Consider the following 20,476-nt stretch of genomic DNA (forward strand, 5'->3'; position numbering starts at 1 on the left):
AAAACCGGGCGATGCGCCGGATTGCCGTCGTCATCCCCTATTTCCAGCGTGAAACCGGGATATTGGCGGGTGCGGTCCGATCCATCGCCGGACAGCTTCTCCCCTGGCCCGCCACCGTCGACTTGATCATCGTCGATGACAGTTCACCCGTTTCGCCGGGATCGGAGCTGGCCAATCTGTCCCTACCCCAATGGCTGAGCGCCAGGATCGTCCGCCAGACCAATGCGGGGCCAGGCGCAGCCCGCAATCGCGGGCTCGACCATGTCGATCCGCAGGCCGACTTTGTCGCCTTTCTCGATTCCGACGACAGTTGGGCGCCATGCCATCTGCAGGAAGGGATCGATGCTCTGGAACTGGGGCATGACTTCTATTTCTGCGACAGCGCCATGCCGCCGTCGACGCTGTTCGCCTCCCGCGATCTGTTCGTGTCGGGCGACAGCGAACCGGTCTTCGCGCCCATCGTGCCGGCGGGGGGCCTCTATCATTTCCTGCCGGGCCAGGCAGGCGCGCCGATGGTGGCGGAATATCTCTGCCAGACATCGGCCGTGATCCTGCGGAACCGGGCGCTGCAGGATCTGCGCTTCGACGAGCGACTGCGCTATGCCGGAGAGGATTGGCTGATGTGGGTCAGGCTTGCCCACCGCGCTGGCGGCATTTGCTTTTCAACGAAGGCCAACGCCATGCGCGGCGAAGGCATCAACCTGTACCGCGATGCCCATGACCGGCTGAACAGCAGCAATCTGCGGCGCTTGATATCGACGATCCTGGCCAACCGGCTGATGGCGACGACGCCGGGCATCCACCGCAGCAGTGCGGCCCTCATCAGCGACCGCATCGCCCTGCTGCAGCGGGAAATCGCAGCGATCCTGCTGCATCCGCGTCTTTATCGCGACTTGGCCGACGGCGATGCGCGCCGCACGATCCTGCGCGCTGCGCAATTGGTGCGCTGGCAACTGCTGCCGCTATGGCGGGACGTCATCATCGACAAGCTGCGCTGGCGCGGTCCGTCACTGGGAGAAAGCGCGACATGAGATTATTCTATTATCGTGCAGCAGAAGGCAATTTCGGCGACGACCTCAACAGCTGGCTGTGGGAGGAACTGGCGCCGGGTCGCTGGTCCGACGAGGCCGACACGCTGTTCTGTGGGATCGGCACGATTATCGGTAATGCCATGCCGCAGGCGTCGAAGATCCGCATCTTTTCGAGTGGCCTAGGCTATCGCCCCAGACCAAGCGATTTCGCCAGCGATCGCTGGGATGTCGTCGCGCTGCGCGGGCCGCTGACCGCTCATGTGCTGGGCCAGCCCGAGCGCGCGATCGCCGATGGAGCGTTACTGCTGTCGACGCTGGAGCGGCTGAAGCCGACAGCGGAAAACGAGCGCGGGGCCCCCATTCTGATACCCCATTATGAGGCGATGAACGAATGCGACTGGCCCGCCATCTGTGCCCAGGCCGGAATCGAGCTAGTCGATCCGCGCCAGTGCGCGCATCAGGTGATCGACCGCATCCGCCATGCACGGCTGGTGATCGCCGATTCCATGCACGCGGCAATCATAGCCGACACGATGCGCGTCCCCTGGATCCCGGTATCGAGTTCGGGCCGGATCAACAGCTTCAAATGGCTCGACTGGACGCTGTCTCTCGACCTGCCCTATGAGCCGATCACTCTGCCCATGGCCAGCCTGAATGACGCCTATCGCGACCAGGTGCGCAGGATCATCGGCGAGCATTATCGCTTGCCCCGGCCAACCCCGGAACGCGCACTTGCCCATCAACGTCGGATGACACGCAACGAACAACGGGGCTGGTGGATGTCGATCCGGTCACGAATGAAGCATCATTTGCTGGCTTTGCCGCGCCGACTTCCTCAACCGGAAATCGTCGCGCGCGCCATCGCAAAGCGGAACCGGCAACAGACGGAACGGCTCGGCGCGATGCTGTATGCGCTGAAAAACGCGCCCGGTTTTCTGAGCGGCGACCCTATCTTCGCTCAGCGGGTGGATCAGCTCAGCGGCGCATTCGACAAATTGCTGCGATCGACCTGAACGCCGCGGATCATCGTCTCCCGATTCTGCCAGCGACGAAGAAGATGGCGCGCCAGCATCGGCCAATTGCTCCATTCCCGCATCATGGCCCCCATCAGCGCGACCGGCCGGCGCGCGCGCAGATGGGGATAGACCCGGTTCCAGCTTAATTGCTGCCCGATCGCCCTGGCCCGTCGGTTGAGCAGCGCCGTCAGCCGCTGGTCGCCCCGCACCCGCGGTCGATCCAGCAACGCCAGACTATGCTCCCGCATGGCATGGAGGTTGAGATGGGTGCGCGACTGGCCCGACGCCTGAGCCGAAATCGAGCCCTGGCGCTGGGTGAAAAGATAATGGGCTTCGCTCGTCAGGATGAAGCGTGCATCCGCCAGCAGACAGTCGAACATCAGGGCGAAATCCTCTCCATGACGCAGATCGGGCGGATAACGCAGGCAGCGCGCGGTCATGAACCGACGCCGGAACATCGGCTTCAGCTGGCCAAAGTCGAACCGCGACTGGCCAGTAATGGCGTTGCGGACGAAATCGACCGGATGGATATGGCGCACCACATCGCCCTGCCGCGGCAGCGCCGTCCCCACCACCCTGCCCGCATTCCAGTCGTAGAAGTGCAGATTGTCGGCCACCATGTCGGCATCATGCCGTTCGCCAAGCGCCGTTAACTGGCGCAGCCGCTCCGGCGCGAAGGCATCATCGGCATCGAGGATCGCGATCCACTCACCACGCGCTGCGACGATCCCCTTGTTTCGGGCGGCGGACGGCCCTTCATTCGCGCCGCTGGTCAATATCCGCACCTGAGGATGCGCCCGCATCAAGGCAAAGGCCAGTTCCAGCGTCCGGTCGCTGGACGCATCGTCCACGATGATCACCTCGACCGGCACGGTCTGGGCCAGGGCCGATTCCACCGCCCGCACCAGGCTCTCCTCCGCATTGAAGGCGGCGATCACCACGCTGACGGACGGTGTTTCAAATGAGACGGAGGGCATTTGCATAGGTGTTATGCCTTACTCGAAAGCCTGAATGACCTTCGATATACCAATCGATGTAACCGCAACGAATTGAGGAATTTCACCTAGTGAAATTTACGAATCATCCTACCGTTGCAATTTACAGACGTGGATTTTTACCTCTGTCTGAAACCTTCATTTCTGACCACATTCACAATTTGAACAGATATAAACCAATTATCATTACCGAACGACTTTTGAATGGCATGATGATCGACGGCTATGTGCCGCATCTGATGCATCGTTCCCAAGCCGGCCGGTATGAGAAATTATATAGCCGCCTCACCGGCAATTACCGGCATATCGGCAACCTTCTTTCCGAACCCCGGACCAGGCTGATCCATGCGCATTTTCTTCAGGACGGCGCGTCCATCCTGCCGCTGGCTGCGCGGCGCGGCATCCCGCTGGTGGTAACGGCCCATGGTTATGACGCCACGGTAACGGTGCGCGAACATGCCCGCCGAACCGAGGGGCTGTGGTATCTGGCGCTCAAACCCTTTCTGCAGCGCTATGTCCATGGCGTCATCTGCGTGTCGCAGTGGATCAAGCAGTGCTTGCTGGAAGCGGGCTATCCCGAGGAAAAGCTGCGCGTCATCCCGCTGGGCATCGACACTGCCAGCCTGCCCCATCCGCCATCCACGGAACGGCGGCGCGGCACGCTGTTCGTCGGCAGGCTGGTGGAGAAGAAGGGCGTCAACTATCTGCTCGACGCCTGGGCACAATTGCCCGCCCGCGCCAGAAGCGAGCCGCTGACCATTATCGGGGACGGCCCGCTGATGCCAACGCTCGTCGAACAGGCGCGGCAGTTGGACATCAAACCGACCTTCCTGGGCGCGCGATCACGCACCGAGGTGTTCGCCGCCATGGCAAGCCACCGGATCTTCGCCATGCCAAGCATCCGCGCCGCGAACGGCGATTCCGAAGGCCTGCCGATCGTGCTGATGGAGGCGCAGGGCATGGGCATGGCCATCGTCGCTTTCGATGACGGGCCGATGCGCGAAGCGATCAAGCCGGGATTGAGCGGCCTGCTGGCCCGATCACGCAGCGTGGAGGATTTTGCGGATCATCTGCGCACCCTGCTGCTGGCGCCGGACCTGTGCGAGGATTTCGGCAAGGCCGGCCGCGAACATGTCGCAAGCCGGTTCGACCTGCGGCATCGGGTCGCCGCACTGGAAGATTATTATGACGAGATCCTCGCCACGGCAGGGGCGCGGTCATGAAGGGGGCAGCTTCGAACGCGGCCCCCGCGCCCCGCGCCACCGAAAGCGCCCGCATCCTGATCGTATCGCGCCATGATTATCGCACCGCACGACGCGCCAGCGTGCATTTTGTCGCCAGACAGATGGCGCGACAGGGGCATGACGTCGCCTTCCTGTCGATCGGCTATAGCTGGCTTTCGCGACTGCGCGGCGACAGCCGGTCCAACCTGTTCCACCGTGCCAACAATTGGGAAGAGGTTGATGGCCTGCGCGCCTATCTGTGGCGTAGCGCCTGGCACCCGGTGAAGCTGCCGGTTCCCACCGAGATCGAATCCTGGCTCTACAGCCGCTGGGCGAACAATAGCTGCACGGCGCTGGACGAGGCCGCCCGCAACGCCGACATCATCATCATCGAATCCGGCATTGCGCCAGCGCTGATCAAGCGCATCCGTGCAGTCGCCCCGTCGGCCCGGCTGGTCTATCGCGCCACTGACCTGCTGGCGACCGCCGGCGTGCCCGAATGCATCGAGGACATGTTGTGGCAGTCGGAGCAGGACATCGACCTGATCGTCGTCGTCGCCCGCTCCATGCTGCCGCATTTCGACGCCTATCGCTGCCCGAAGATGTTCATTCCACATGGCGTCGACACGGCAATCCTGCATGGGGCGACCGACAATCCCTACACCACCCCCCGCAATGCGGTGACGGTGGGATCGATGCTGTTCGATGCCGCCGCGCTCCGCGCGCTGGCACTGGCGCGTCCCGATTTCACCTTTCACACCATCGGATCCCCCAAGAGCGTCTTTCCGGCCAATGTCGTCCAGCATGACGAAATGCCATTTGCGCAGACCCTGCCCTATCTGCAGCATGCCGATGTCGGCATTGCCGCCTATCAGCGCGCCGCTGCCGCCGCCTATCTCGCCGATTCCAGCCTGAAGCTGCTGCAATATCAGGCTATCGGCCTGCCGGCAGTATGCCCCGACTTTGCCGTCGGCGACCATCCGCTGCGCTTTGGCTACCGGTCCGGCCATGTGGAGGATTTGGCGCCTGCCTTCGAGCGCGCCCTGAATGCCGGGCGCCACCCGATGCCGGCCAAGGACTGGAGCGACATCGCCGAACAGCTGATCGACGCGGCCCGTGGCTGACCTTGCCCTTTCCCCGCCGGCCCTGGCACGGATCGCCGCCGCCAAGCGCCAGGCCCGATCCTATCAGCAATTGCTCAACCTTGCCGCGGCCGCCCTGCTGGTCGCGACGATCCTGTTCAACCCCGGCCTGGCCTGGATCAACGCCCATATTGTGCCGCTCAGCCCTGGTGCCGTCTCCGGCGTACAGGGCCTGATCGTGCTGGGTGCGCTGTTCGTCGGCGCGCTGCAACCGCTGCCGCTGACATTCCGCTGGCTGGCAATGACCTGGATATTGGTGCTGGCGGTGTTTCTGACGAGCGCGGTGCGTGCCTATATGGAACCCAAGATATTGGGCGACATATTGCTGATCCCGGCCTTCATCCTGCTGGGCAGCCGCATGGACAGCCTGTTGCTGCGTCGCTGTTTCCTGGCGATGCAAGGGCTGATCCTGCTGGTCGGCCTGTGGGAACTGGCGAGTCCGACCGGTTTCGGCGCGACCTTTCGCGTGCTCGATTATTATGTGAAGACGCGCGGCTATCAGGCCGATGCCTTCTGGGCAGGCGGCGACCTGTTCCTCAGCTCTGCCCGACCGGGCGGCCGCATGCTGCTCGACGGGCTTGGCCTGCACCGCGGCTCCTCGCTGTTCCTGGAGCCGGTATCGCTCGGCAACTGGGCAATCGTCGGCATGATCTTCACCGCCGCCCTGTGGCGCGACCTGTCGCAGCGCGCACGCTTATTCATGATCCTGTCGACCGGCCTGCTGCTGATCATCTGCGACGGACGATTGGCAATGAGCGTCATCCTGCTCTTCTGCCTTTATCTGCCGATCAGCGCCTTTATCCCCGACCGTTGGAGCGTCTTCTATCTGCCGCTGCTCCTGTTTGCGCTGGTGGCTGGCGAGGCATCTGGCGTCCTCACCGGACCTGGCGACAATTTCACCGGCCGCCTCAGCGTCGGCCTGGATGCGTTGCGATCGATGGACATTGTCCAGTTGCTGGGCGTCCGGGTCGAGCGCATCCGTTTCGACGATGCAGGCTGGGCCGATTTCGTCCAGGCGCAATCCTTGCTGATCGCGATCTGTCTGTGGCTGACGCTGACGCTCAGCAGTTTCGGCCGTGATCCGGGAAACCGGATGGCCAAGCATGGCATCATGCTGTTCCTGACGCTGTGCCTGCCGATCAGCAATTCGCTGCTGTCGATCAAGACGGCGGCGGCGATGTGGGCGCTCTACGGCTTCTGCCATGCCCGAGGCCGGCAAGCCGAGAAGGCGGCACCCCTGCCATGACAGCCGGCCGGCACATCCCTGCCCTGGATGGCATACGCGGCCTGGCTGCCATATTGGTCGTGCTGTCCCATTTCCCGACCTTTGCCCTGCCAGTCATCGTCAACCATCATGTCGGCGACTATGGAGTCTTGCTGTTCTTCACGCTCAGCGGTTTCCTGATGGGCCACCTCTATTTGCCCCGAATACCCGACCGCATGGCGCTGGCATCCTATGCCGCCGCCCGGATCGCGCGGATCGTGCCGCTTTATGCCTGCATCTCGCTGCTGTCCTTCGCTATCTACCGCTTCTATCCCGATTTCATTTATCCGATCGGCCTGGTCGAACTGGTGCGACAGGTCAGTTTCACCAGTTCCGTTTCCGTCTTCTGGTCGATCGGTCCGGAATTCCAATTCTACTTCCTGTTCCCCCTCATCTGGGGCGCGACCTATGCGCGCAAGGCTGTCAGGGGCTGGCTCTATCTCGCGATCGGCAGCGCCATCGCCATTTGCTATGCGGCAAGCCCCTGGCTGCCTGGTTTTTCCGCCTTCGCCAAAATGCACATCTTCATGGCCGGCATATTGTGCGCCATGCTGGTGCGCAGGCTGACGCCGGCACAGATGGACCGCCTGTTCATTCCGCTCGCGCTGTTCAGCCTGCTGTTCCTGGCGCTGCTCGCCTATCCGCCCGCCCCCATGACGGACTGGATATTCCCGTCCACCCGGCATGATCCCAAGCATCTGGTCTATTATGGCGATCCGCTGAAGCTGGGCGCCAGCATCCTGATCATCCTGAGCGCGACGATCCCGCACCCGATCAACGATCATATCTGGGGTAATCGCGTGATGCGCCTGCTGGGCGCCTACAGCTTCTCGCTCTATCTGCTGCACATGCCGCTGTTCCAGCTCGCCAGGCTGACCGGAAGGGCATCCGGGCTGACGATGCCGGTGCAGATTACCCTGGCGCTGACGCTGTCCATCGTGGCGGCTGCCCTGTCCCATGAACTGTTCGAGCGGCCGGTCGGCAATTGGGTTCGCCGCAAGCTGACGACGATATGGGGACGCCCGCAACCCGCATCCCCCCAGCCCATGACAGTCGAGACCTGATCGCCATGCTCCGTGCCCTCCGGAAAGTCCTGCTCAGCCCCAGCCTCCAAGGGGCGATGATCTTCGCCATGAGTGGTGGGGCGTTCGCGCTCGGCAACCTGTTGCTCGCGCACGCCCTGACCGTCAGCGCCTATGGCCATTTCGCCCTGATGGTGGCGATATTGATCATCACATCGAATATGGGGCCGCTGGGGCTCGACCAGTTATTGCTGCGCAGCCAGAGGCGGCTGGGCGGACGCTATCTTGCCCCCATCATCCTGTCATCGGCGCTGATCGCTTTGGCGGGCGCCTGGATTGCGAGCCGTCTTTATGGCGTCGTTCCCGCCGCCGCCATCGCGACCGCCTGTGCATCGCTGATGTTCGCGCTGCTGCGCACGGCGGCCTGCGCGCTCAGACGCCATGGTGTCGCGATCATCGCCATATTCTGCGACACGGCAGCGGACTGGGGCCTTTTGTGCGTCGGCATCGCGGCGCTGGCCGGATGGATCGTCGACGAGGAACAGGCGGCCCTGGCGCTGGCGGGATTTGGCGGCATCGCCGCGATCGCCGCCTATAGCGTGACATTGCGTCGCGAGCGGACGATGGCCAGCGACACCGCTCCCCTTCATTTCGCCGAAGCCTTTCCACTGCTGGGCATCATCGCGGCAGGCGCCGTGCTGGTGCAGGCCGAACGCCTGCTGATCCCGCCATTGTTGTCGTTGGAGGATCTGGCCACCTTCGCGGTGCTGACGTCGGTTGCGATCGCCCCCTTCCGCGTGCTGAGCGCGGGCATCGTCGCATCCCTGACGCCACAGCTCCGCAAGATTCACGACATTGACGGTCAGCGTAAGTTGCTGATGCACGAAATCCGTATCTTCGCGGCGCTTGCCGCCATTTCGACCATCATCGTCTGCGTTATCGCACCACCCTTTGCCGACATCTTCACCCAGGGACGCTATGTCGTCGATATCGGCCTATGCTTGGCTGCCTGCGTCAACGGTACGGTGAAGATCCTGCAGGCGGTGCCCCGCGCGGTCGCCACGGGGATCGGAACGGCCGGCGACCTGCACCGCGTCAACCTGTCGATGTGGCTCTGCGTCCTTGGCACCGTCATCGGCGCGCTTGCCTGTGCGCACTGGGGTCTGAGCGCACTGGTCCTGGGTGCCGCCCTGGGCAGTGGCATCGCGACCCTGCCGTCGATCGCCATGGTCAGAAAGAAGCTGGCAAGGCCCGGTACGCCGGCAGCGGGAGGTGATATCAGCGCCGCGCCAGGCCTGCCCCCGTCCGCAGCCCCTAGGTAATCGCCCGCAATGTCGCCGCATGGGATGAACTGCTAACCGGCGCAGGTTGACCTTCCCCTCCGCGAAAAGAGCATGGATGACCCTTTTCCTGACCGCCATCGCGTTCATGATGACGGTGCAAATCTCGCACGACATCGGCCAGATCGACCGTCATGGCGGCATTCTGCGTCATGTCCGAATGAGGAATGTCCGCCCGGCACTTGATCGACTGGTAATGAAGCATCGCATGTTCGCGGTGATGCCCGACGGGACTCGCTGTCGCGTGACACCCTGGCAGCTCGCAACGGACTATTGGCGTTTCGAGCGCCTGATCGTGCCCGCCGTGGTGCGGGGCGACAGGGACGGGCTGGCGACGCCCCTGCACCAGATCCGCACCCTATATCCCGCTGCGCATCGCATCGAGTTGGTCGACGATCCGCTCCTGATCCTCCTATTCAGGAGGCCGAAAGCCACGCAACAACGCATTGTCGCATCGCTCGACATCAGTCAGGCGCATGGCCGGTAGACGGGGGCGCCGAGCGGAAGACGCCGCTCTCCTATGGCCTGCACATCCAGCTTCACGCTTATCTAGGTGTTCGACCGGATTTCTTTTTGACGGCAAAGCCGCAACCTCTCTGCTGCCATCCAACCGACGAGGCAGCCATGGAAGGTCGATCATTCCACCGATATACGGCGCCCCACCAGGAGCGGCATGTCGAACGCCACATGATGCCAGGCATCAAGTTGCAGGCGACATTCGTCAAAATATGGGGCCAGGATGCCGTTCCCAATCACCCGATCGACAAATTGGGCAAGCGCATCGGCGAGTTGCGGTTCGGTCGCCCGGAACGCACCAATGACCCATTGCTGGTAAAATATGTCTATACCAACCCGCGCTTCGCCTTTCAGACCCATCCCTGGGATCTGATCGTCCAGCCACAGGGTCTCGCTGGCGGCCGGACGCAGAGCTGGTATATCCTGGGCGCGGAACCCGGCGCGCGCGTCGGCATCGGCACAATCCGCCCGCAGGACAGCCGATCACTGCGAAGCGCAGCCCAGAATGGCGTGCTGGACCAAGCCATGGATTGGTGCCCGGTCAAGGCCGGAGACTTTTTCTTCATTCCTCCGGGCATGCCTCATGTCATCGGCGCCGGCATTTCCCTGATCGGGATACAGCACCATGCCGGTCGGCCCGACGAGCTTCGCATGATGCCTTGCCCCACTTCGCATCGGGAAGGCGCCATCGCCACCTCGCCAATGCCGGCCATACACCGCCCACTGGGCTGTACCGGTGTGTTGCTGTCCGAGGGCGACTTCGGCTTGCGGCTGATGCACATGCAAAGCGGCGACATGATCCATGTCACCAATGCCGGTCTGGCCTGGTTCATTCCCCTGCGCGGGCGAGGCGACATAGACGGCCAGACTTGGCGTGCCGGGGAATGCTGGCTGCTGACGCAGGCCAGGCCGGCTATCCACGCGGCAAGCGATGCCGATTATCTATTTGCGACCATCTAGCACCATTTCGGGAGTATGCAGCCGATGACCAACGGAGGGCCGACGATCCAGCCGCTGATCCTGTCCGGCGGATCGGGCACAAGGCTATGGCCAATGTCCCGGCCGGAAAAGCCCAAGCAACTGCTGTCGCGGACCCAGGCGGAGACGATGCTGCAACTGACGGTGCGGCGCATCGATCCACGCATGGGCTTCGCCCCGCCGATTCTCGTCGCCAACTCCCAGCATGCCGGCATGATCACGGCGCAGCTTGCGGATATCGGCGTAGATGATGCCATATTGATCCTGGAGCCGGTTGCGCGCAACACGGCAGCGGCGATCGCGCTAGGTGCCCTGGCGGCGCCGAGCGAAGACAGCCTGTTGCTGGTGATGCCAAGCGACCATGTGATCACGGATCTGCCAGCATTTCATCAGGCAGTCGAACGTGCCCACGCGCTGGCGACTGCGGGATGGCTGGTGACCTTCGGCATCGAGGCAGAAACGGCCGAAACGGGCTATGGCTATATCCGCATGGCCCATAGCCTGAGCCCAGGCGTGTGCGCCGTCGAGCATTTCGTGGAAAAACCTGACCTGGCGAGCGCGACGGCAATGTTGGCCGAAGGTGGCTATTGCTGGAACGCGGGCATCTTCCTGTTCCGCCCGGATATTTACCTGGAGCAATTGCGGGTGTATGCGCCAGCGATTCTGACGGCGACGCAGAAAGCCATGCGGCAGGCGCAACGGCAGGCGAACCATATCCTGCCCGATTTCGCCGCCTTCGCGACGGCGCCGTCGCAATCGGTCGACTATGCCATCATGGAGCAAGCCAAAGCAGTCGCCTGCGCGCCAGTGCGATGCGGCTGGTCCGACGTCGGCAGTTGGGACATGCTGCACCAGATCAGCGCGAGCGACCCGGCCGGCAACAGCATCCAGGGCAATGTGCTGGCCATCGATACCCAGAATTGCCTGATACGTGGGGGCGAGATCAATGTCGCCCTGCTGGGGATCAGCGACCTGATCGTCGTCGCCCATGCCAATGATCTGCTGATCATGCCGCGTGGACAGTCTCAAAATGTGCGACAGATTATCGATCGGCTGGCAGGAAATGGCATGTCCTGAGAGTCCGTTTGGAAAATCAGGGATGAGCGTTTCGGCGTAGTAGGTTTCCACCCATGGCGACGAGGATCATCGCCTGTGAGACGTCGATGCGCTTTTCGTAGTCGCGGACCAGACGGCGCCATCGGGTCATCCATCCGAAGGTGCGTTCGACGACCCAGCGGCGCGGAAGCACCTTGAAGCCCTGCTGGCGATCGCTTCGACGGATGACCTCCACGACAAAGTCGAGGTAGCTGGCCTTGTCCATGAGCTTGAGGCGATCATAGGCGCCATCGGCAAAGAGATGCTTCACCCACGGCCAGCGCTTGCGGATGCCATCGAGGATCGCCTGAGCGCCTGCACTATCGGAGATATCGGCGGTAGTGAGGTTGACCATCAGCAAGCGTCCATCGGTGTCGACTGCGATATGCCGCTTGCGACCGACGATCTTCTTGCCTGCGTCAAAACCGCGCTTTTCTGCGGAAGGCGCCTTGACCGACTGGCTGTCGATGACCGCCGCACTGGGGCTGGCTTCTCGCCCCTCACGTTCTCGGTCCAACATCAATTCGATGTCGTGGATCGTCTGGAACAGGAACCTGCGTGCCAGCTCCCGAAACCAGCCATAGACCGTCTGCCAGGCGCCAAAATGGATCGGCAGCATCCGCCAACCACACCCCGATCGCACCAGATAGCGGACCGCGTTGATCACTTCGCGGAAATCCACCTCGCGGGGACGGCCTCGACGACCCGGCTTGGGCATCAACGGCGCAAGGCGATCCCATTCCTCATCGGTCAGGTCACTGGGATAACGCTTCGTCTTCTTCGCAATCTGGGCCATCCGCCCCCGGCTCTGCTGCGTCCACATCCAGAGCCTGAATCACGCAGATACGCCTATGACAACCCCTGCCGCCGATTTCCCAAACAGCCTCTGAGCAGGTCCATTGCGCTATGCCGAATGTCCCAGCCCGGCAATCGCGCTTTCAGGGAAAGAAAAGCCGCCGGCCTGCGCACGTGGCGCAGGTAGCTTGCGGGCGATTTTCGATGCCAGAAAACTGCCCCCGACCCGGATATAAGTGCTCAGCCGCTGACCGGGTCGACCATTGTCGCACAAGGCCCACAGCAATTGGCGAAGCCGCGGCCAGACGATGGCGGGATCATCGGGCGTGAAGATCACGCGCGCAAGGTCATCGCCGAACAACCGTTCAACCCGGATCGAGGTGGTCAGTTCGGGCACACGCACTGCGAACATGCCCCATGCGCAGGACAGGGCGACGCACAGGCTATGTTCGACATCCTGCGCCACCGCGCGTCGATGCAGTTCGAGACGCTCGGCAGGAGATAGACGGAGCAACAACGCCGAGAAATCGGCAAGATAGGCTGCGGCATGGCAATGCTGCACCAGTGATTTGACGAAGCTCAGACTGGCCAGCAACGTGGCGTGAATCAGCGAGATACAGGGAATATCGACGCCGTTCAGCCGGTGTGTCGCCACATCAGCCAAAAAGGCCCCGACATTGCGCGGGTGCGGGCAGCCGGGCTGTTGCAGGCGATGATGAAGATCGACCGTCGCCCGCCTTTGCCCCACCGAGAAAAAATGCTGCTCGCCCAGGAAGCTGCGCCACCAGATCCGATCGCATTCCGCCGGCAAGGCATAGCCGGCCTGCTCCAGCAAGGCCCTGCATTGAGGAAAATTCCGTCGATCGACCAGAATATCGACGTCGGACGAGGGACGCTGAAAATAGACGCCATAAGCGTCATGCTGCCCGACTGGCCCCTTGAACAGGATATATTCAACCCCGCCCTGCCGGAGAAGGGCAGCGATATCGGATAGGGATTTCAGGTTCAGGCCGTTCATCGCCAGGATGAACTTGCGATAGCCATTCTCTTCCGCCCGGAATCCTTCGGATACAGAATAGCCGATCCGCCTCAATCCGTTGGCCGCCTGCACCAACAGCTTGCTGTTCATGCCTAGCCGCGCCACGGCGGCCCAATCGACATCCATGGGATCAGGTAATGGCGCAATGGGGCCGGCGCCAGAAACAGACAATGCTATACCAATTCGCAGGATTTCGATCGAACGGCTTTGATCGCACCTGGCATCATTTTTCATACCATGCCGTCTTTCATTATGAATATTTCTGAGGACACTTTCCCATAAATCAAAGCAATAGCGATCTGTATTCATACCTATAGGTATTAACGCTGATATATTGGAATTTGACTTGAAGATTTACTTTAATGAAGCTGCAACACGCTGAACAATTCAGCAATTGATGAGGAGTCGACTATGGAAAAGGAAGATTATGAATCGCCCGAACTGATCGAACTCGGCTCGTTCGAAGCCCTGACACAGGGCGGCTCGGCGACCGGCCTGCTCGACGCGGTCTACCCGGTGGGGACGCCCTCGTCGCACCTTCTGTTCTCGTAACAGAGTGGACGTCCTCTTCGCACGAGGGGGACGTCCTTCCGCCTGCCGACACGCGGAAACAAGAAAGGGGGACATGGTCATGAGCCAACAATGGTTATCGACGACACTGGTCACAGCCGATCCCAAGATCGTCTTGTGCGACCTCGACAATGAACGGGTGCTGCTGGACATCGATTCCAGCCGCTATTTCGCCATGAACAAGGTCAGCATTCACGTCTGGGAGGCGATTGCCGAACCGACCAGTGTAGCCGACCTGCAGGCCAGCCTGATGCAGCATTTCAATGTCGACGCAGACCGTTGCCGGCGGGATCTAGAAGCGCTGCTCACGAAGCTGTCGCAATCGGCGTTGATACGCGTTCAGCATGTCCTGGCAGCCTGATCGAACCGGCATGCGCCTGCGCAAAGCGATCATGCTGCCGATCGCCCTGCCGGTGGTCGTCGGCGTTCGCCTGGCGCTCAGCCTTGCCGGTTATGCCCGGCTGGTCGCATGGCTGCCGCAATCGGCGGGGGTCGGCGATCGGCGCTGGATCGACGCCACGGCCCGCGCAGTCCAGCTCGCCGCATGCCTGGTTCCCGGCGCCACCTGCCTGACCCAGGCGGTGGCGACCCGGACGCTGCTCGCCTGGATCGGCCATCACAGTTGGATCCGCATCGGTGTGCGGCGCGATGACAAGGGTGTTGATTTCCACTGAGAAGTGACCCGGGTAGGGCGTAAATTTCCACTAAGAATTGACCCATGTTGAACTCGTCCCTGGCTTTGGCAAGCGAGGGTATATGGAGTGTTGGACATGGCGTTATTGAGCGTTATCCGGCGCTGGCATTTTCGCGATCATCTACCGATCCGGGAGATAGCGCGGCGCACCGGACTATCACGCAACACGATCCGCAAATATTTGCGGTCCGAGACGATCGATCCGCGATTCAAGGTGCCTGATCGACCAAGCAAACTGGATCCATTTGCTGAGCATCTGGCGGCCTGGCTGCGGCGCGAGATGGGCCGATCGCGCAAGCAGAAGCGCACGATCAAGCAGTTTCACGCCGATCTGGTGAGCCTGGGTTATGAAGGATCCTACAACCGGGTTGCCGCTTTTGCTCGGGACTGGCGCGAAGATTATCGGCGCCAGCAACAGATTGGCGGGCGTGGGACATTCGTGCCCCTGTCGTTCGCGCCGGGGGAAGCTTTCCAGTTTGATTGGAGTGAGGACTGGGCAATCATTGCCGGGGTTCGGACCAAGCTGCAGGTCGCGCACTTCAAGCTCAGTTACAGCCGGGCATTCATCGTGCGCGCCTACCTTCTGCAAACCCATGAGATGCTGTTCGACGCCCATAATCACGCCTTCCGCGTGCTGGGCGGCGTGCCGCGCCGGGGTATCTATGACAATATGCGCACGGCCGTCGACAAGGTCGGGCGTGGCAAGGAACGCACCGTCAACGCACGCTTTCTGACGATGGTCAGCCACTATCTGTTCGAAGCCGAGTTCTGTAACCCGGCTGCGGGATGGGAAAAGGGGCAGGTCGAGAAGAATGTCCAGGATGCGCGGCACCGTCTGTGGCAACCCACGCCGCAGGCCGAGAGCCTTGATGCGCTGAACCTGTGGCTGGAGGAGCGCTGCAAGGCGTTATGGGAGGACATCTCTCACGGGATCGAACCCGGGTCGGTTGCCAATGCCTGGGCCGATGAATTTGAGTGTCTGATGGTTGCGGGCAGGCCCTTCGATGGTTTTGTGGAATATCGCAAACGGGTATCGCCGACCTGCCTCATCCACTTTGAGCGCAATCGCTACAGCGTACCGGCCTCTTTCGCCAATCGCACTGTCAGCCTGCGCGTCTATCCTGATCGCTTCCAGGTCGTCGCCGAGGGGCAGCCAATCTGCGCACATCAGCGCATCATCAACCGCTCTCACGACGGTCCAGGTCATACGGTTTATGACTGGCGCCATTATCTGGCGGTCGTGCAGCGCAAACCCGGCGCCCTGCGCAACGGAGCGCCCTTCCTTGAGCTACCCGATGCGTTCCAGCGTCTGCAGCGACATCTGTTGCGCAATCCCGGCGGCGACAGGGAAATGGTCGAAATACTGGCGCTGGTTCTTCATCATGATGAGCAACTGGTGCTGACGGCGGTCACCATGGCGCTGGAGGCTGGCGTTCCGACCAAGACCCATATCCTCAATCTGCTCTATAGGCTGGTCGACGGAAAACCGATCTCCACGCCGCCGGTGACGGCGCCCCAGGCGCTCAAACTGGTCAGCGAGCCGATGGCCAATGTCGAACGCTATGATGATCTGCGCAAGGAGAAGCGTCATGCGTCATGACCCTGCCAGCGGCGCCATCGTCGTCATGCTCCGCAGCCTCAAGATGCATGGCATGGCGCAGGCCGTCACCGATCTCATGGAACAGGGATCTCCAGCCTTCGAAGCCGCCATCCCGATCCTCTCCCAGTTGCTCAAAGCCGAGACAGCAGAACGGGAGGTTCGGTCTGTGGCCTATCAGCTCAAGATCGCGCGCTTCCCTGTCTATCGCGATCTGGCCGGCTTCGACTTTACCAGTAGCGAGGTCAATGAAGCTCTAGTGCGTCAGTTGCATCGCTGCGACTTCATCGACATCGCCGACAATATCGTGCTGGTCGGCGGTCCTGGCACCGGCAAGAGCCATGTGGCAACGGCGCTGGGCATCCAGGCCATCGAACATCATCGAAAGCGCGTCCGCTTCTTCTCGACGGTCGAACTGGTCAATGCGCTCGAGCAGGAAAAAGCACAGGGCAAGGCCGGTCAGATCGCCAATCGCCTCCTGCACTCCGATCTCGTTATCCTGGATGAGCTTGGATATCTGCCGTTCAGTGCTTCAGGTGGCGCGCTGCTCTTCCATCTGCTGAGCAAACTCTACGAGCGCACCAGCGTCATCATCACCACAAACCTGAGCTTCAGCGAATGGGCCACCGTGTTCGGCGACGCCAAAATGACCACGGCGCTTCTCGATCGGCTTACCCATCACTGCCACATCCTGGAGACCGGCAACGATAGCTTCCGCTTCAAAAACAGCTCTGCCAAGCAGGCCAGAACCCAAAGGAGAAAACCACGGGTTGACCCACCCATGACACCCGAAACATAATCCGCAGACGGGTCACTTCTCGATGGAAAACCCGGGTCACTTCTCAGTGGAAATCAACAGTTCGAGGACAAGAAATAGGTAGGTGGGGTTGGAACGGCCATGAGCATCATGCTCATGGCCGTTCATCTCAAAGTTCGTCATGCAGCTAGCAAAATCGGTGCACCATCATCCCCGTCATTGCCGCCTTTTTTCCGGCGCAGCAGGTTCCCCTCGGCAAACATCAGCTTGTCGAGCAAACGACGTTCGATGAAGTCATCGGTGGCGATCGCGGCTTCGGACATGATGCCGTCACCGGCGCGGAACCGGGCAATCAGTCGGTCACGCGCAGCAATGAAATCCGGCCTTTCCCGCTCATCTTCCATGGCTCGATCGCAGGCCGCATAATAGGCGGGATAATCATGCCTGCCCTCATGGACGAATAGGCTACCGAGTTTCTTTCTCCCCGTTCCGCCGCTGCGGACCCAGTCTCGATAGCGGGCAGATCGCGTGGCAAGCTTATCCCAGATATAGACCCGAGTGGTCGGCTGCGCGAAAGTTGCGATCTTGCTCGCCGCTGACGTTTCCTGCGTGCTGCGTTCAACGAGTGGAGCGAGACGCGCACTCAGAGCCGGTATCGCCGTCAACGGAGTAAACTCACTTGCCTCGCTCGTGTCCCGGATTGCTTCGGCCGCAGCGTCGACGTCCCAAGTGCGGAACATGGTCAATTGGAATGTGACAAGGAAGCGGTGTGCCTGTTCGGCTGTTACCGGACCACCATAGCGCCCCTGAAAGAGCATCAGCCAGTGCGTGTCAGGCTGGTTGCGGCCAATCTTCAGGTCATGCGGGCCGCACCATTTGATCACGTCAGCCTCGGCGGCGGCTAGCAGTTCTTTCCGGTATGCTTCCAGCAAATTAGCCTCCATAAACTTTGCTGGCGGGAGGATATTGGTATGGAATAAAAAGGAAATCCGGGAATTTTCCCACCGTTGTTGTTGACGATTTGTTATGGAATTGTCTCAGGTAAAGGGACTATCAGGAATTTCGTGTGCGGCGAGGCATAATGGGCAACAAGGAGACCCAATATGTCACGACGGAAAGAACCCTCGATACCGAACGACATTCTCGATCAGTTGCTGGCCGGCACTGACGCGGCGGCGGCGCTCAGCCAGGGCGGCTTGCTCGATTCCCTGAAGAAGGCTTTTGCCGAACGGGCCCTCAACGCGGAGATGGATCATCATCTCGGGCACAATGACCAGGTCGGCAACAACCGCAATGGCTATGGTCGCAAGACGGTGACGACCGACAGCGGGCGGATCGAGATCGAGGTGCCGCGCGATCGAGCCGGCAGTTTCGATCCGCAGCTGATCGCCAAATACCAGCGGCGCTTCCCCGGCTTCGACGACAAGATCATCTCGATGTATGCGCGCGGCATGAGCACCCGGGAGATCACGGGTCATCTGCGCGAACTATATGGCATTGATGCTTCGCCCGATCTGATCAGCACGATCACCGACGCTGTGCTGGAGGAAGTCGCGGCCTGGCAGCAACGCCCGCTGGACCCGGCCTATCCGCTGGTCTTCTTCGATGCGATCCGGGTCAAGATCCGCGATGAGGGCATGGTCCGCAATAAAGCTATCCACATCGCCCTGGGCGTCATGGCCGACGGCACCAAGGTAATCTTGGGGCTATGGCTGGAACAGAATGAAGGCGCCAAATTCTGGCTGCGCGTCATGAATGAACTGCGCAACCGCGGCGTCGAGGACATCATGCTGGCCGTCGTCGATGGCCTCAAGGGCTTTCCCGACGCCATCAATGCGGTCTTCCCCGAAGCGATGGTCCAGACATGCATCGTACACTTGCTGCGAAACTCGATGGATTTCGTCGCGTGGAAGGATCGCAAGGCGCTCGGAATGGCTCTGAAAGCCATCTACCGTGCCGTTGATGCAGTGGCCGCCGAGGAAGCGCTGACAGCCTTCGAAGCAAGCTTCTGGGGGCAGCGCTATCCCGCCATCGGCCAGAGTTGGCGCCGAGCATGGCCCGAGGTCATCCCATTTTTCGCCTTTCCTGATGAGGTCAGGCGGATCGTCTACACCACAAATTCGATAGAAGCCTTGAACTCCAAGCTTCGCCGCGCTGTTCGTGCCCGGGGCCATTTCCCCAGTGATGAGGCCGCCACCAAGCTGCTCTATCTGATCTTGAACCGATCGGAAAAAGAGTGGAAAATGCCACCGCGCGAATGGAACATGGCGAAGGCGCAATTTGCCGTGCTCTTCGGCGAACGTTTCATCAGGGCCATGACGGCCTGATGGTCAACCGCCTCGCCGCACACGAAATTCCTGATAGTCCCCAGGTAAAAGCAGACCTGCATCTACAAGCGTCTTCGATCCAAAGATGCTCAGCACGAACTGAAAACCTGAAGCGGTCAGCCGCAATGTCTCGCGCGTCACGATGTCCTCATGGACCTCAATCATGCCGTTCGATACCATGTCTCGGCCGACCCCATTTTCGATAATGTATTCCACACCCTCAACATGCAGCCTCCGGGGAAGAAGGCATCCTGCCTCCAGCATAATGCCATTAGCGAGGGCTGTCGCTACTACTGCCCCAGCTTGCCGGGGCTTCATGCCAATCGTGTCGTCGTTTTTCCACAGACCGGCCGCCCGAGAGAATGTAGCTACGGGTTTGATTGGGACTGACTTTACTGGTGTCAGTTTCTGGAACCATTTGTTGATCAGATTGCGGTCTGGATCATCTGCTTCACCCCAAAGCGAATCTCGCCGCCGCTGCCTGCTTTCCTCTGATGGGTTTGATGCGCCTTCCCCGCCATCAGTCTGGTTGGTCAGCGGGCCACGCCGAAGGTCATGGCGACCAATCTCAGTGATGAGGGCACGTTCGCGCGAATGAGCAGAGAGTTCATCGGGGTAGGAGCTATCGATCCGATATTGAACTGCACCCCCCTTTCGGTGGAGACTCCGGATGACATTCAGTTTGTGAGTCAGAAGCCGTGTGTTGCGGGCTTCGGCTTCATGGTGAAGGCAACGGAGTTTGACACCCTTCCCGACATAGAATGGCTCCCCATCGGGGCGGCAAAGAACATAAACATAATGGGGCTGATGATCGCGCAGAACGCTGCGAACCCCGACAGCATCGCAAAGAAAGTTCAACTTTTCTCCACTTCATCGTCATGCTGTGCGACGAACGCCGATACGCTCCCATACTCCTCTTTCACCCGCGTTTGCACCTTGCGCATCATATCCGATCCTCGCTCGGGCCAGCCGTGGTTCTCAAACATGGCAAGAAAGCTGCCGTATCGCTCCGAAGCGATACGCGAGATTGCCTTCGCATCGCCGCCCGGTTTGAAATTCGACATGTTGTTCTCCG

At 61.0% G+C, this 20,476-nt stretch carries 22 protein-coding genes; 16 read left to right on the plus strand and 6 right to left on the minus strand.

Annotation, left to right across the window (positions count from 1 at the left end):
• Window positions 1-11 precede the first annotated feature (11 nt).
• Both VHN57_RS15055 and VHN57_RS15060 read left to right on the plus strand, forming a co-directional pair.
• Window positions 12-1,031 carry a glycosyltransferase family 2 protein gene (locus tag VHN57_RS15055; RefSeq protein WP_278983320.1) on the plus strand — a complete coding sequence of 340 codons (1,020 nt, stop codon included), beginning with the start codon at window positions 12-14 and terminating at the stop codon, window positions 1,029-1,031.
• Window positions 1,028-2,044, plus strand: coding sequence for a polysaccharide pyruvyl transferase family protein (locus VHN57_RS15060; RefSeq protein WP_278983319.1), 1,017 nt, complete (start codon window positions 1,028-1,030; stop codon window positions 2,042-2,044). Before VHN57_RS15055 ends, VHN57_RS15060 begins: the two co-directional genes overlap by 4 nt.
• Here VHN57_RS15060 and VHN57_RS15065 read toward each other — a convergent pair.
• Complete coding sequence (locus VHN57_RS15065) at window positions 2,002-3,030, minus strand: glycosyltransferase family 2 protein (protein ID WP_423284350.1); 1,029 nt, start codon at window positions 3,028-3,030, stop codon at window positions 2,002-2,004. The genes VHN57_RS15060 and VHN57_RS15065 overlap by 43 nt on opposite strands.
• Before the next feature lie 221 nt (window positions 3,031-3,251).
• Here VHN57_RS15065 and VHN57_RS15070 point away from each other — a divergent pair, with 221 nt between their 5' ends.
• The 8 genes from VHN57_RS15070 (at window position 3,252) to VHN57_RS15105 (ending at window position 11,604) form a co-directional block, all read left to right on the plus strand.
• Window positions 3,252-4,265 (plus strand): glycosyltransferase, encoded by a 1,014-nt coding sequence (locus tag VHN57_RS15070; RefSeq protein WP_278983316.1) that lies wholly within the window; start codon window positions 3,252-3,254, stop codon window positions 4,263-4,265.
• On the plus strand, window positions 4,262-5,389 hold the full coding sequence (locus VHN57_RS15075; RefSeq protein WP_278983314.1) for a GumK N-terminal domain-containing glycosyltransferase: 1,128 nt from the start codon (window positions 4,262-4,264) through the stop codon (window positions 5,387-5,389). Before VHN57_RS15070 ends, VHN57_RS15075 begins: the two co-directional genes overlap by 4 nt.
• A complete protein-coding gene (locus VHN57_RS15080) occupies window positions 5,382-6,653 on the plus strand; it encodes a polysaccharide biosynthesis protein GumE (RefSeq protein WP_278983313.1) in 1,272 nt (423 codons plus the stop codon). The genes VHN57_RS15075 and VHN57_RS15080 overlap by 8 nt, the downstream gene beginning before the upstream one ends.
• Window positions 6,650-7,735, plus strand: a complete 1,086-nt coding sequence (locus tag VHN57_RS15085; RefSeq protein ID WP_278983311.1) for an acyltransferase family protein — start codon at window positions 6,650-6,652, stop codon at window positions 7,733-7,735. The genes VHN57_RS15080 and VHN57_RS15085 overlap by 4 nt, the downstream gene beginning before the upstream one ends.
• A 56-nt stretch (window positions 7,736-7,791) precedes the next feature.
• The gene (locus VHN57_RS15090; RefSeq protein ID WP_423284353.1) at window positions 7,792-9,015 is read left to right on the plus strand and encodes a polysaccharide biosynthesis protein; all 1,224 of its coding nucleotides are present in this window, start codon (window positions 7,792-7,794) and stop codon (window positions 9,013-9,015) included.
• Window positions 9,016-9,091: 76 nt separating this feature from the next.
• Window positions 9,092-9,520 (plus strand): hypothetical protein, encoded by a 429-nt coding sequence (locus VHN57_RS15095; protein ID WP_278983308.1) that lies wholly within the window; start codon window positions 9,092-9,094, stop codon window positions 9,518-9,520.
• A gap of 200 nt (window positions 9,521-9,720) precedes the next feature.
• The gene (locus VHN57_RS15100) at window positions 9,721-10,509 is read left to right on the plus strand and encodes a cupin domain-containing protein (RefSeq protein ID WP_278983307.1); all 789 of its coding nucleotides are present in this window, start codon (window positions 9,721-9,723) and stop codon (window positions 10,507-10,509) included.
• A 24-nt stretch (window positions 10,510-10,533) separates the two neighbouring features.
• Window positions 10,534-11,604, plus strand: coding sequence for a mannose-1-phosphate guanylyltransferase/mannose-6-phosphate isomerase (locus VHN57_RS15105; RefSeq protein WP_278983305.1), 1,071 nt, complete (start codon window positions 10,534-10,536; stop codon window positions 11,602-11,604).
• A 16-nt stretch (window positions 11,605-11,620) separates the two neighbouring features.
• Here the strand turns inward: VHN57_RS15105 and VHN57_RS15110 are convergent, their stop codons facing one another.
• On the minus strand, window positions 11,621-12,445 hold the full coding sequence (locus VHN57_RS15110) for an IS5 family transposase (RefSeq protein ID WP_125990377.1): 825 nt from the start codon (window positions 12,443-12,445) through the stop codon (window positions 11,621-11,623).
• Window positions 12,446-12,526: 81 nt separating this feature from the next.
• Window positions 12,527-13,765 (minus strand): nucleotidyltransferase family protein, encoded by a 1,239-nt coding sequence (locus VHN57_RS15115; RefSeq protein WP_423284357.1) that lies wholly within the window; start codon window positions 13,763-13,765, stop codon window positions 12,527-12,529.
• Between the two features lie 102 nt (window positions 13,766-13,867).
• Between VHN57_RS15115 and VHN57_RS15120 the strand changes: the two genes are divergently transcribed.
• From VHN57_RS15120 to istB, 5 genes are all read left to right on the plus strand, one after another.
• On the plus strand, window positions 13,868-14,008 hold the full coding sequence (locus VHN57_RS15120; RefSeq protein ID WP_278983303.1) for a lasso RiPP family leader peptide-containing protein: 141 nt from the start codon (window positions 13,868-13,870) through the stop codon (window positions 14,006-14,008).
• Between the two features lie 79 nt (window positions 14,009-14,087).
• Window positions 14,088-14,387 carry a PqqD family protein gene (locus VHN57_RS15125; protein WP_278983302.1) on the plus strand — a complete coding sequence of 100 codons (300 nt, stop codon included), beginning with the start codon at window positions 14,088-14,090 and terminating at the stop codon, window positions 14,385-14,387.
• Window positions 14,388-14,397: 10 nt separating this feature from the next.
• Window positions 14,398-14,700: a lasso peptide biosynthesis B2 protein gene (locus VHN57_RS15130; protein ID WP_423284360.1), complete on the plus strand. Its 303-nt coding sequence runs from the start codon at window positions 14,398-14,400 to the stop codon at window positions 14,698-14,700.
• Between the two features lie 96 nt (window positions 14,701-14,796).
• The gene (istA, locus tag VHN57_RS15135; protein ID WP_423283371.1) at window positions 14,797-16,320 is read left to right on the plus strand and encodes an IS21 family transposase; all 1,524 of its coding nucleotides are present in this window, start codon (window positions 14,797-14,799) and stop codon (window positions 16,318-16,320) included.
• Window positions 16,310-17,116 carry an IS21-like element helper ATPase IstB gene (gene istB / locus VHN57_RS15140; protein WP_069338825.1) on the plus strand — a complete coding sequence of 269 codons (807 nt, stop codon included), beginning with the start codon at window positions 16,310-16,312 and terminating at the stop codon, window positions 17,114-17,116. Before istA ends, istB begins: the two co-directional genes overlap by 11 nt.
• Before the next feature lie 137 nt (window positions 17,117-17,253).
• On the opposite strand, the gene VHN57_RS15145 is transcribed toward istB, so the two are convergent.
• The gene (locus tag VHN57_RS15145; protein WP_169860017.1) at window positions 17,254-18,006 is read right to left on the minus strand and encodes a hypothetical protein; all 753 of its coding nucleotides are present in this window, start codon (window positions 18,004-18,006) and stop codon (window positions 17,254-17,256) included.
• 171 nt (window positions 18,007-18,177) lie between these two features.
• Here VHN57_RS15145 and VHN57_RS15150 point away from each other — a divergent pair, with 171 nt between their 5' ends.
• Entirely contained in the window at window positions 18,178-19,401 is a 1,224-nt protein-coding gene (locus VHN57_RS15150) for an IS256 family transposase (protein WP_423282641.1), read from the plus strand.
• Window positions 19,402-19,404: 3 nt separating this feature from the next.
• On the opposite strand, the gene VHN57_RS15155 is transcribed toward VHN57_RS15150, so the two are convergent.
• On the minus strand, window positions 19,405-20,259 hold the full coding sequence (locus tag VHN57_RS15155) for a GIY-YIG nuclease family protein (RefSeq protein ID WP_423284363.1): 855 nt from the start codon (window positions 20,257-20,259) through the stop codon (window positions 19,405-19,407).
• Window positions 20,256-20,465, minus strand: coding sequence for a hypothetical protein (locus tag VHN57_RS15160; RefSeq protein ID WP_169860015.1), 210 nt, complete (start codon window positions 20,463-20,465; stop codon window positions 20,256-20,258). Before VHN57_RS15160 ends, VHN57_RS15155 begins: the two co-directional genes overlap by 4 nt.
• Window positions 20,466-20,476: the final 11 nt, after the last annotated feature.

The organism is Sphingobium salicis subsp. salicis, from assembly GCF_049472635.1.
Taxonomy (GTDB): domain Bacteria; phylum Pseudomonadota; class Alphaproteobacteria; order Sphingomonadales; family Sphingomonadaceae; genus Sphingobium; species Sphingobium yanoikuyae_A.

What these genes read in the sequence shown, in the direction of transcription:
- VHN57_RS15055 (WP_278983320.1), top strand. Translation starts at nt 12, where the DNA reads ATGCGCCGGATTGCCGTCGTCATCCCCTATTTCCAGCGTGAAACCGGG.
- VHN57_RS15060 (WP_278983319.1), top strand. Translation starts at nt 1,028, where the DNA reads ATGAGATTATTCTATTATCGTGCAGCAGAAGGCAATTTCGGCGACGAC.
- VHN57_RS15065 (WP_423284350.1), bottom strand. Translation starts at nt 3,030, where the DNA reads ATGCAAATGCCCTCCGTCTCATTTGAAACACCGTCCGTCAGCGTGGTG.
- VHN57_RS15070 (WP_278983316.1), top strand. Translation starts at nt 3,252, where the DNA reads ATGATGATCGACGGCTATGTGCCGCATCTGATGCATCGTTCCCAAGCC.
- VHN57_RS15075 (WP_278983314.1), top strand. Translation starts at nt 4,262, where the DNA reads ATGAAGGGGGCAGCTTCGAACGCGGCCCCCGCGCCCCGCGCCACCGAA.
- VHN57_RS15085 (WP_278983311.1), top strand. Translation starts at nt 6,650, where the DNA reads ATGACAGCCGGCCGGCACATCCCTGCCCTGGATGGCATACGCGGCCTG.
- VHN57_RS15090 (WP_423284353.1), top strand. Translation starts at nt 7,792, where the DNA reads ATGATCTTCGCCATGAGTGGTGGGGCGTTCGCGCTCGGCAACCTGTTG.
- VHN57_RS15095 (WP_278983308.1), top strand. Translation starts at nt 9,092, where the DNA reads ATGACCCTTTTCCTGACCGCCATCGCGTTCATGATGACGGTGCAAATC.
- VHN57_RS15100 (WP_278983307.1), top strand. Translation starts at nt 9,721, where the DNA reads ATGATGCCAGGCATCAAGTTGCAGGCGACATTCGTCAAAATATGGGGC.
- VHN57_RS15105 (WP_278983305.1), top strand. Translation starts at nt 10,534, where the DNA reads ATGACCAACGGAGGGCCGACGATCCAGCCGCTGATCCTGTCCGGCGGA.
- VHN57_RS15110 (WP_125990377.1), bottom strand. Translation starts at nt 12,445, where the DNA reads ATGTGGACGCAGCAGAGCCGGGGGCGGATGGCCCAGATTGCGAAGAAG.
- VHN57_RS15115 (WP_423284357.1), bottom strand. Translation starts at nt 13,765, where the DNA reads ATGAATACAGATCGCTATTGCTTTGATTTATGGGAAAGTGTCCTCAGA.
- VHN57_RS15120 (WP_278983303.1), top strand. Translation starts at nt 13,868, where the DNA reads ATGGAAAAGGAAGATTATGAATCGCCCGAACTGATCGAACTCGGCTCG.
- VHN57_RS15125 (WP_278983302.1), top strand. Translation starts at nt 14,088, where the DNA reads ATGAGCCAACAATGGTTATCGACGACACTGGTCACAGCCGATCCCAAG.
- VHN57_RS15130 (WP_423284360.1), top strand. Translation starts at nt 14,398, where the DNA reads ATGCGCCTGCGCAAAGCGATCATGCTGCCGATCGCCCTGCCGGTGGTC.
- istA (WP_423283371.1), top strand. Translation starts at nt 14,797, where the DNA reads ATGGCGTTATTGAGCGTTATCCGGCGCTGGCATTTTCGCGATCATCTA.
- istB (WP_069338825.1), top strand. Translation starts at nt 16,310, where the DNA reads ATGCGTCATGACCCTGCCAGCGGCGCCATCGTCGTCATGCTCCGCAGC.
- VHN57_RS15150 (WP_423282641.1), top strand. Translation starts at nt 18,178, where the DNA reads ATGTCACGACGGAAAGAACCCTCGATACCGAACGACATTCTCGATCAG.
- VHN57_RS15160 (WP_169860015.1), bottom strand. Translation starts at nt 20,465, where the DNA reads ATGTCGAATTTCAAACCGGGCGGCGATGCGAAGGCAATCTCGCGTATC.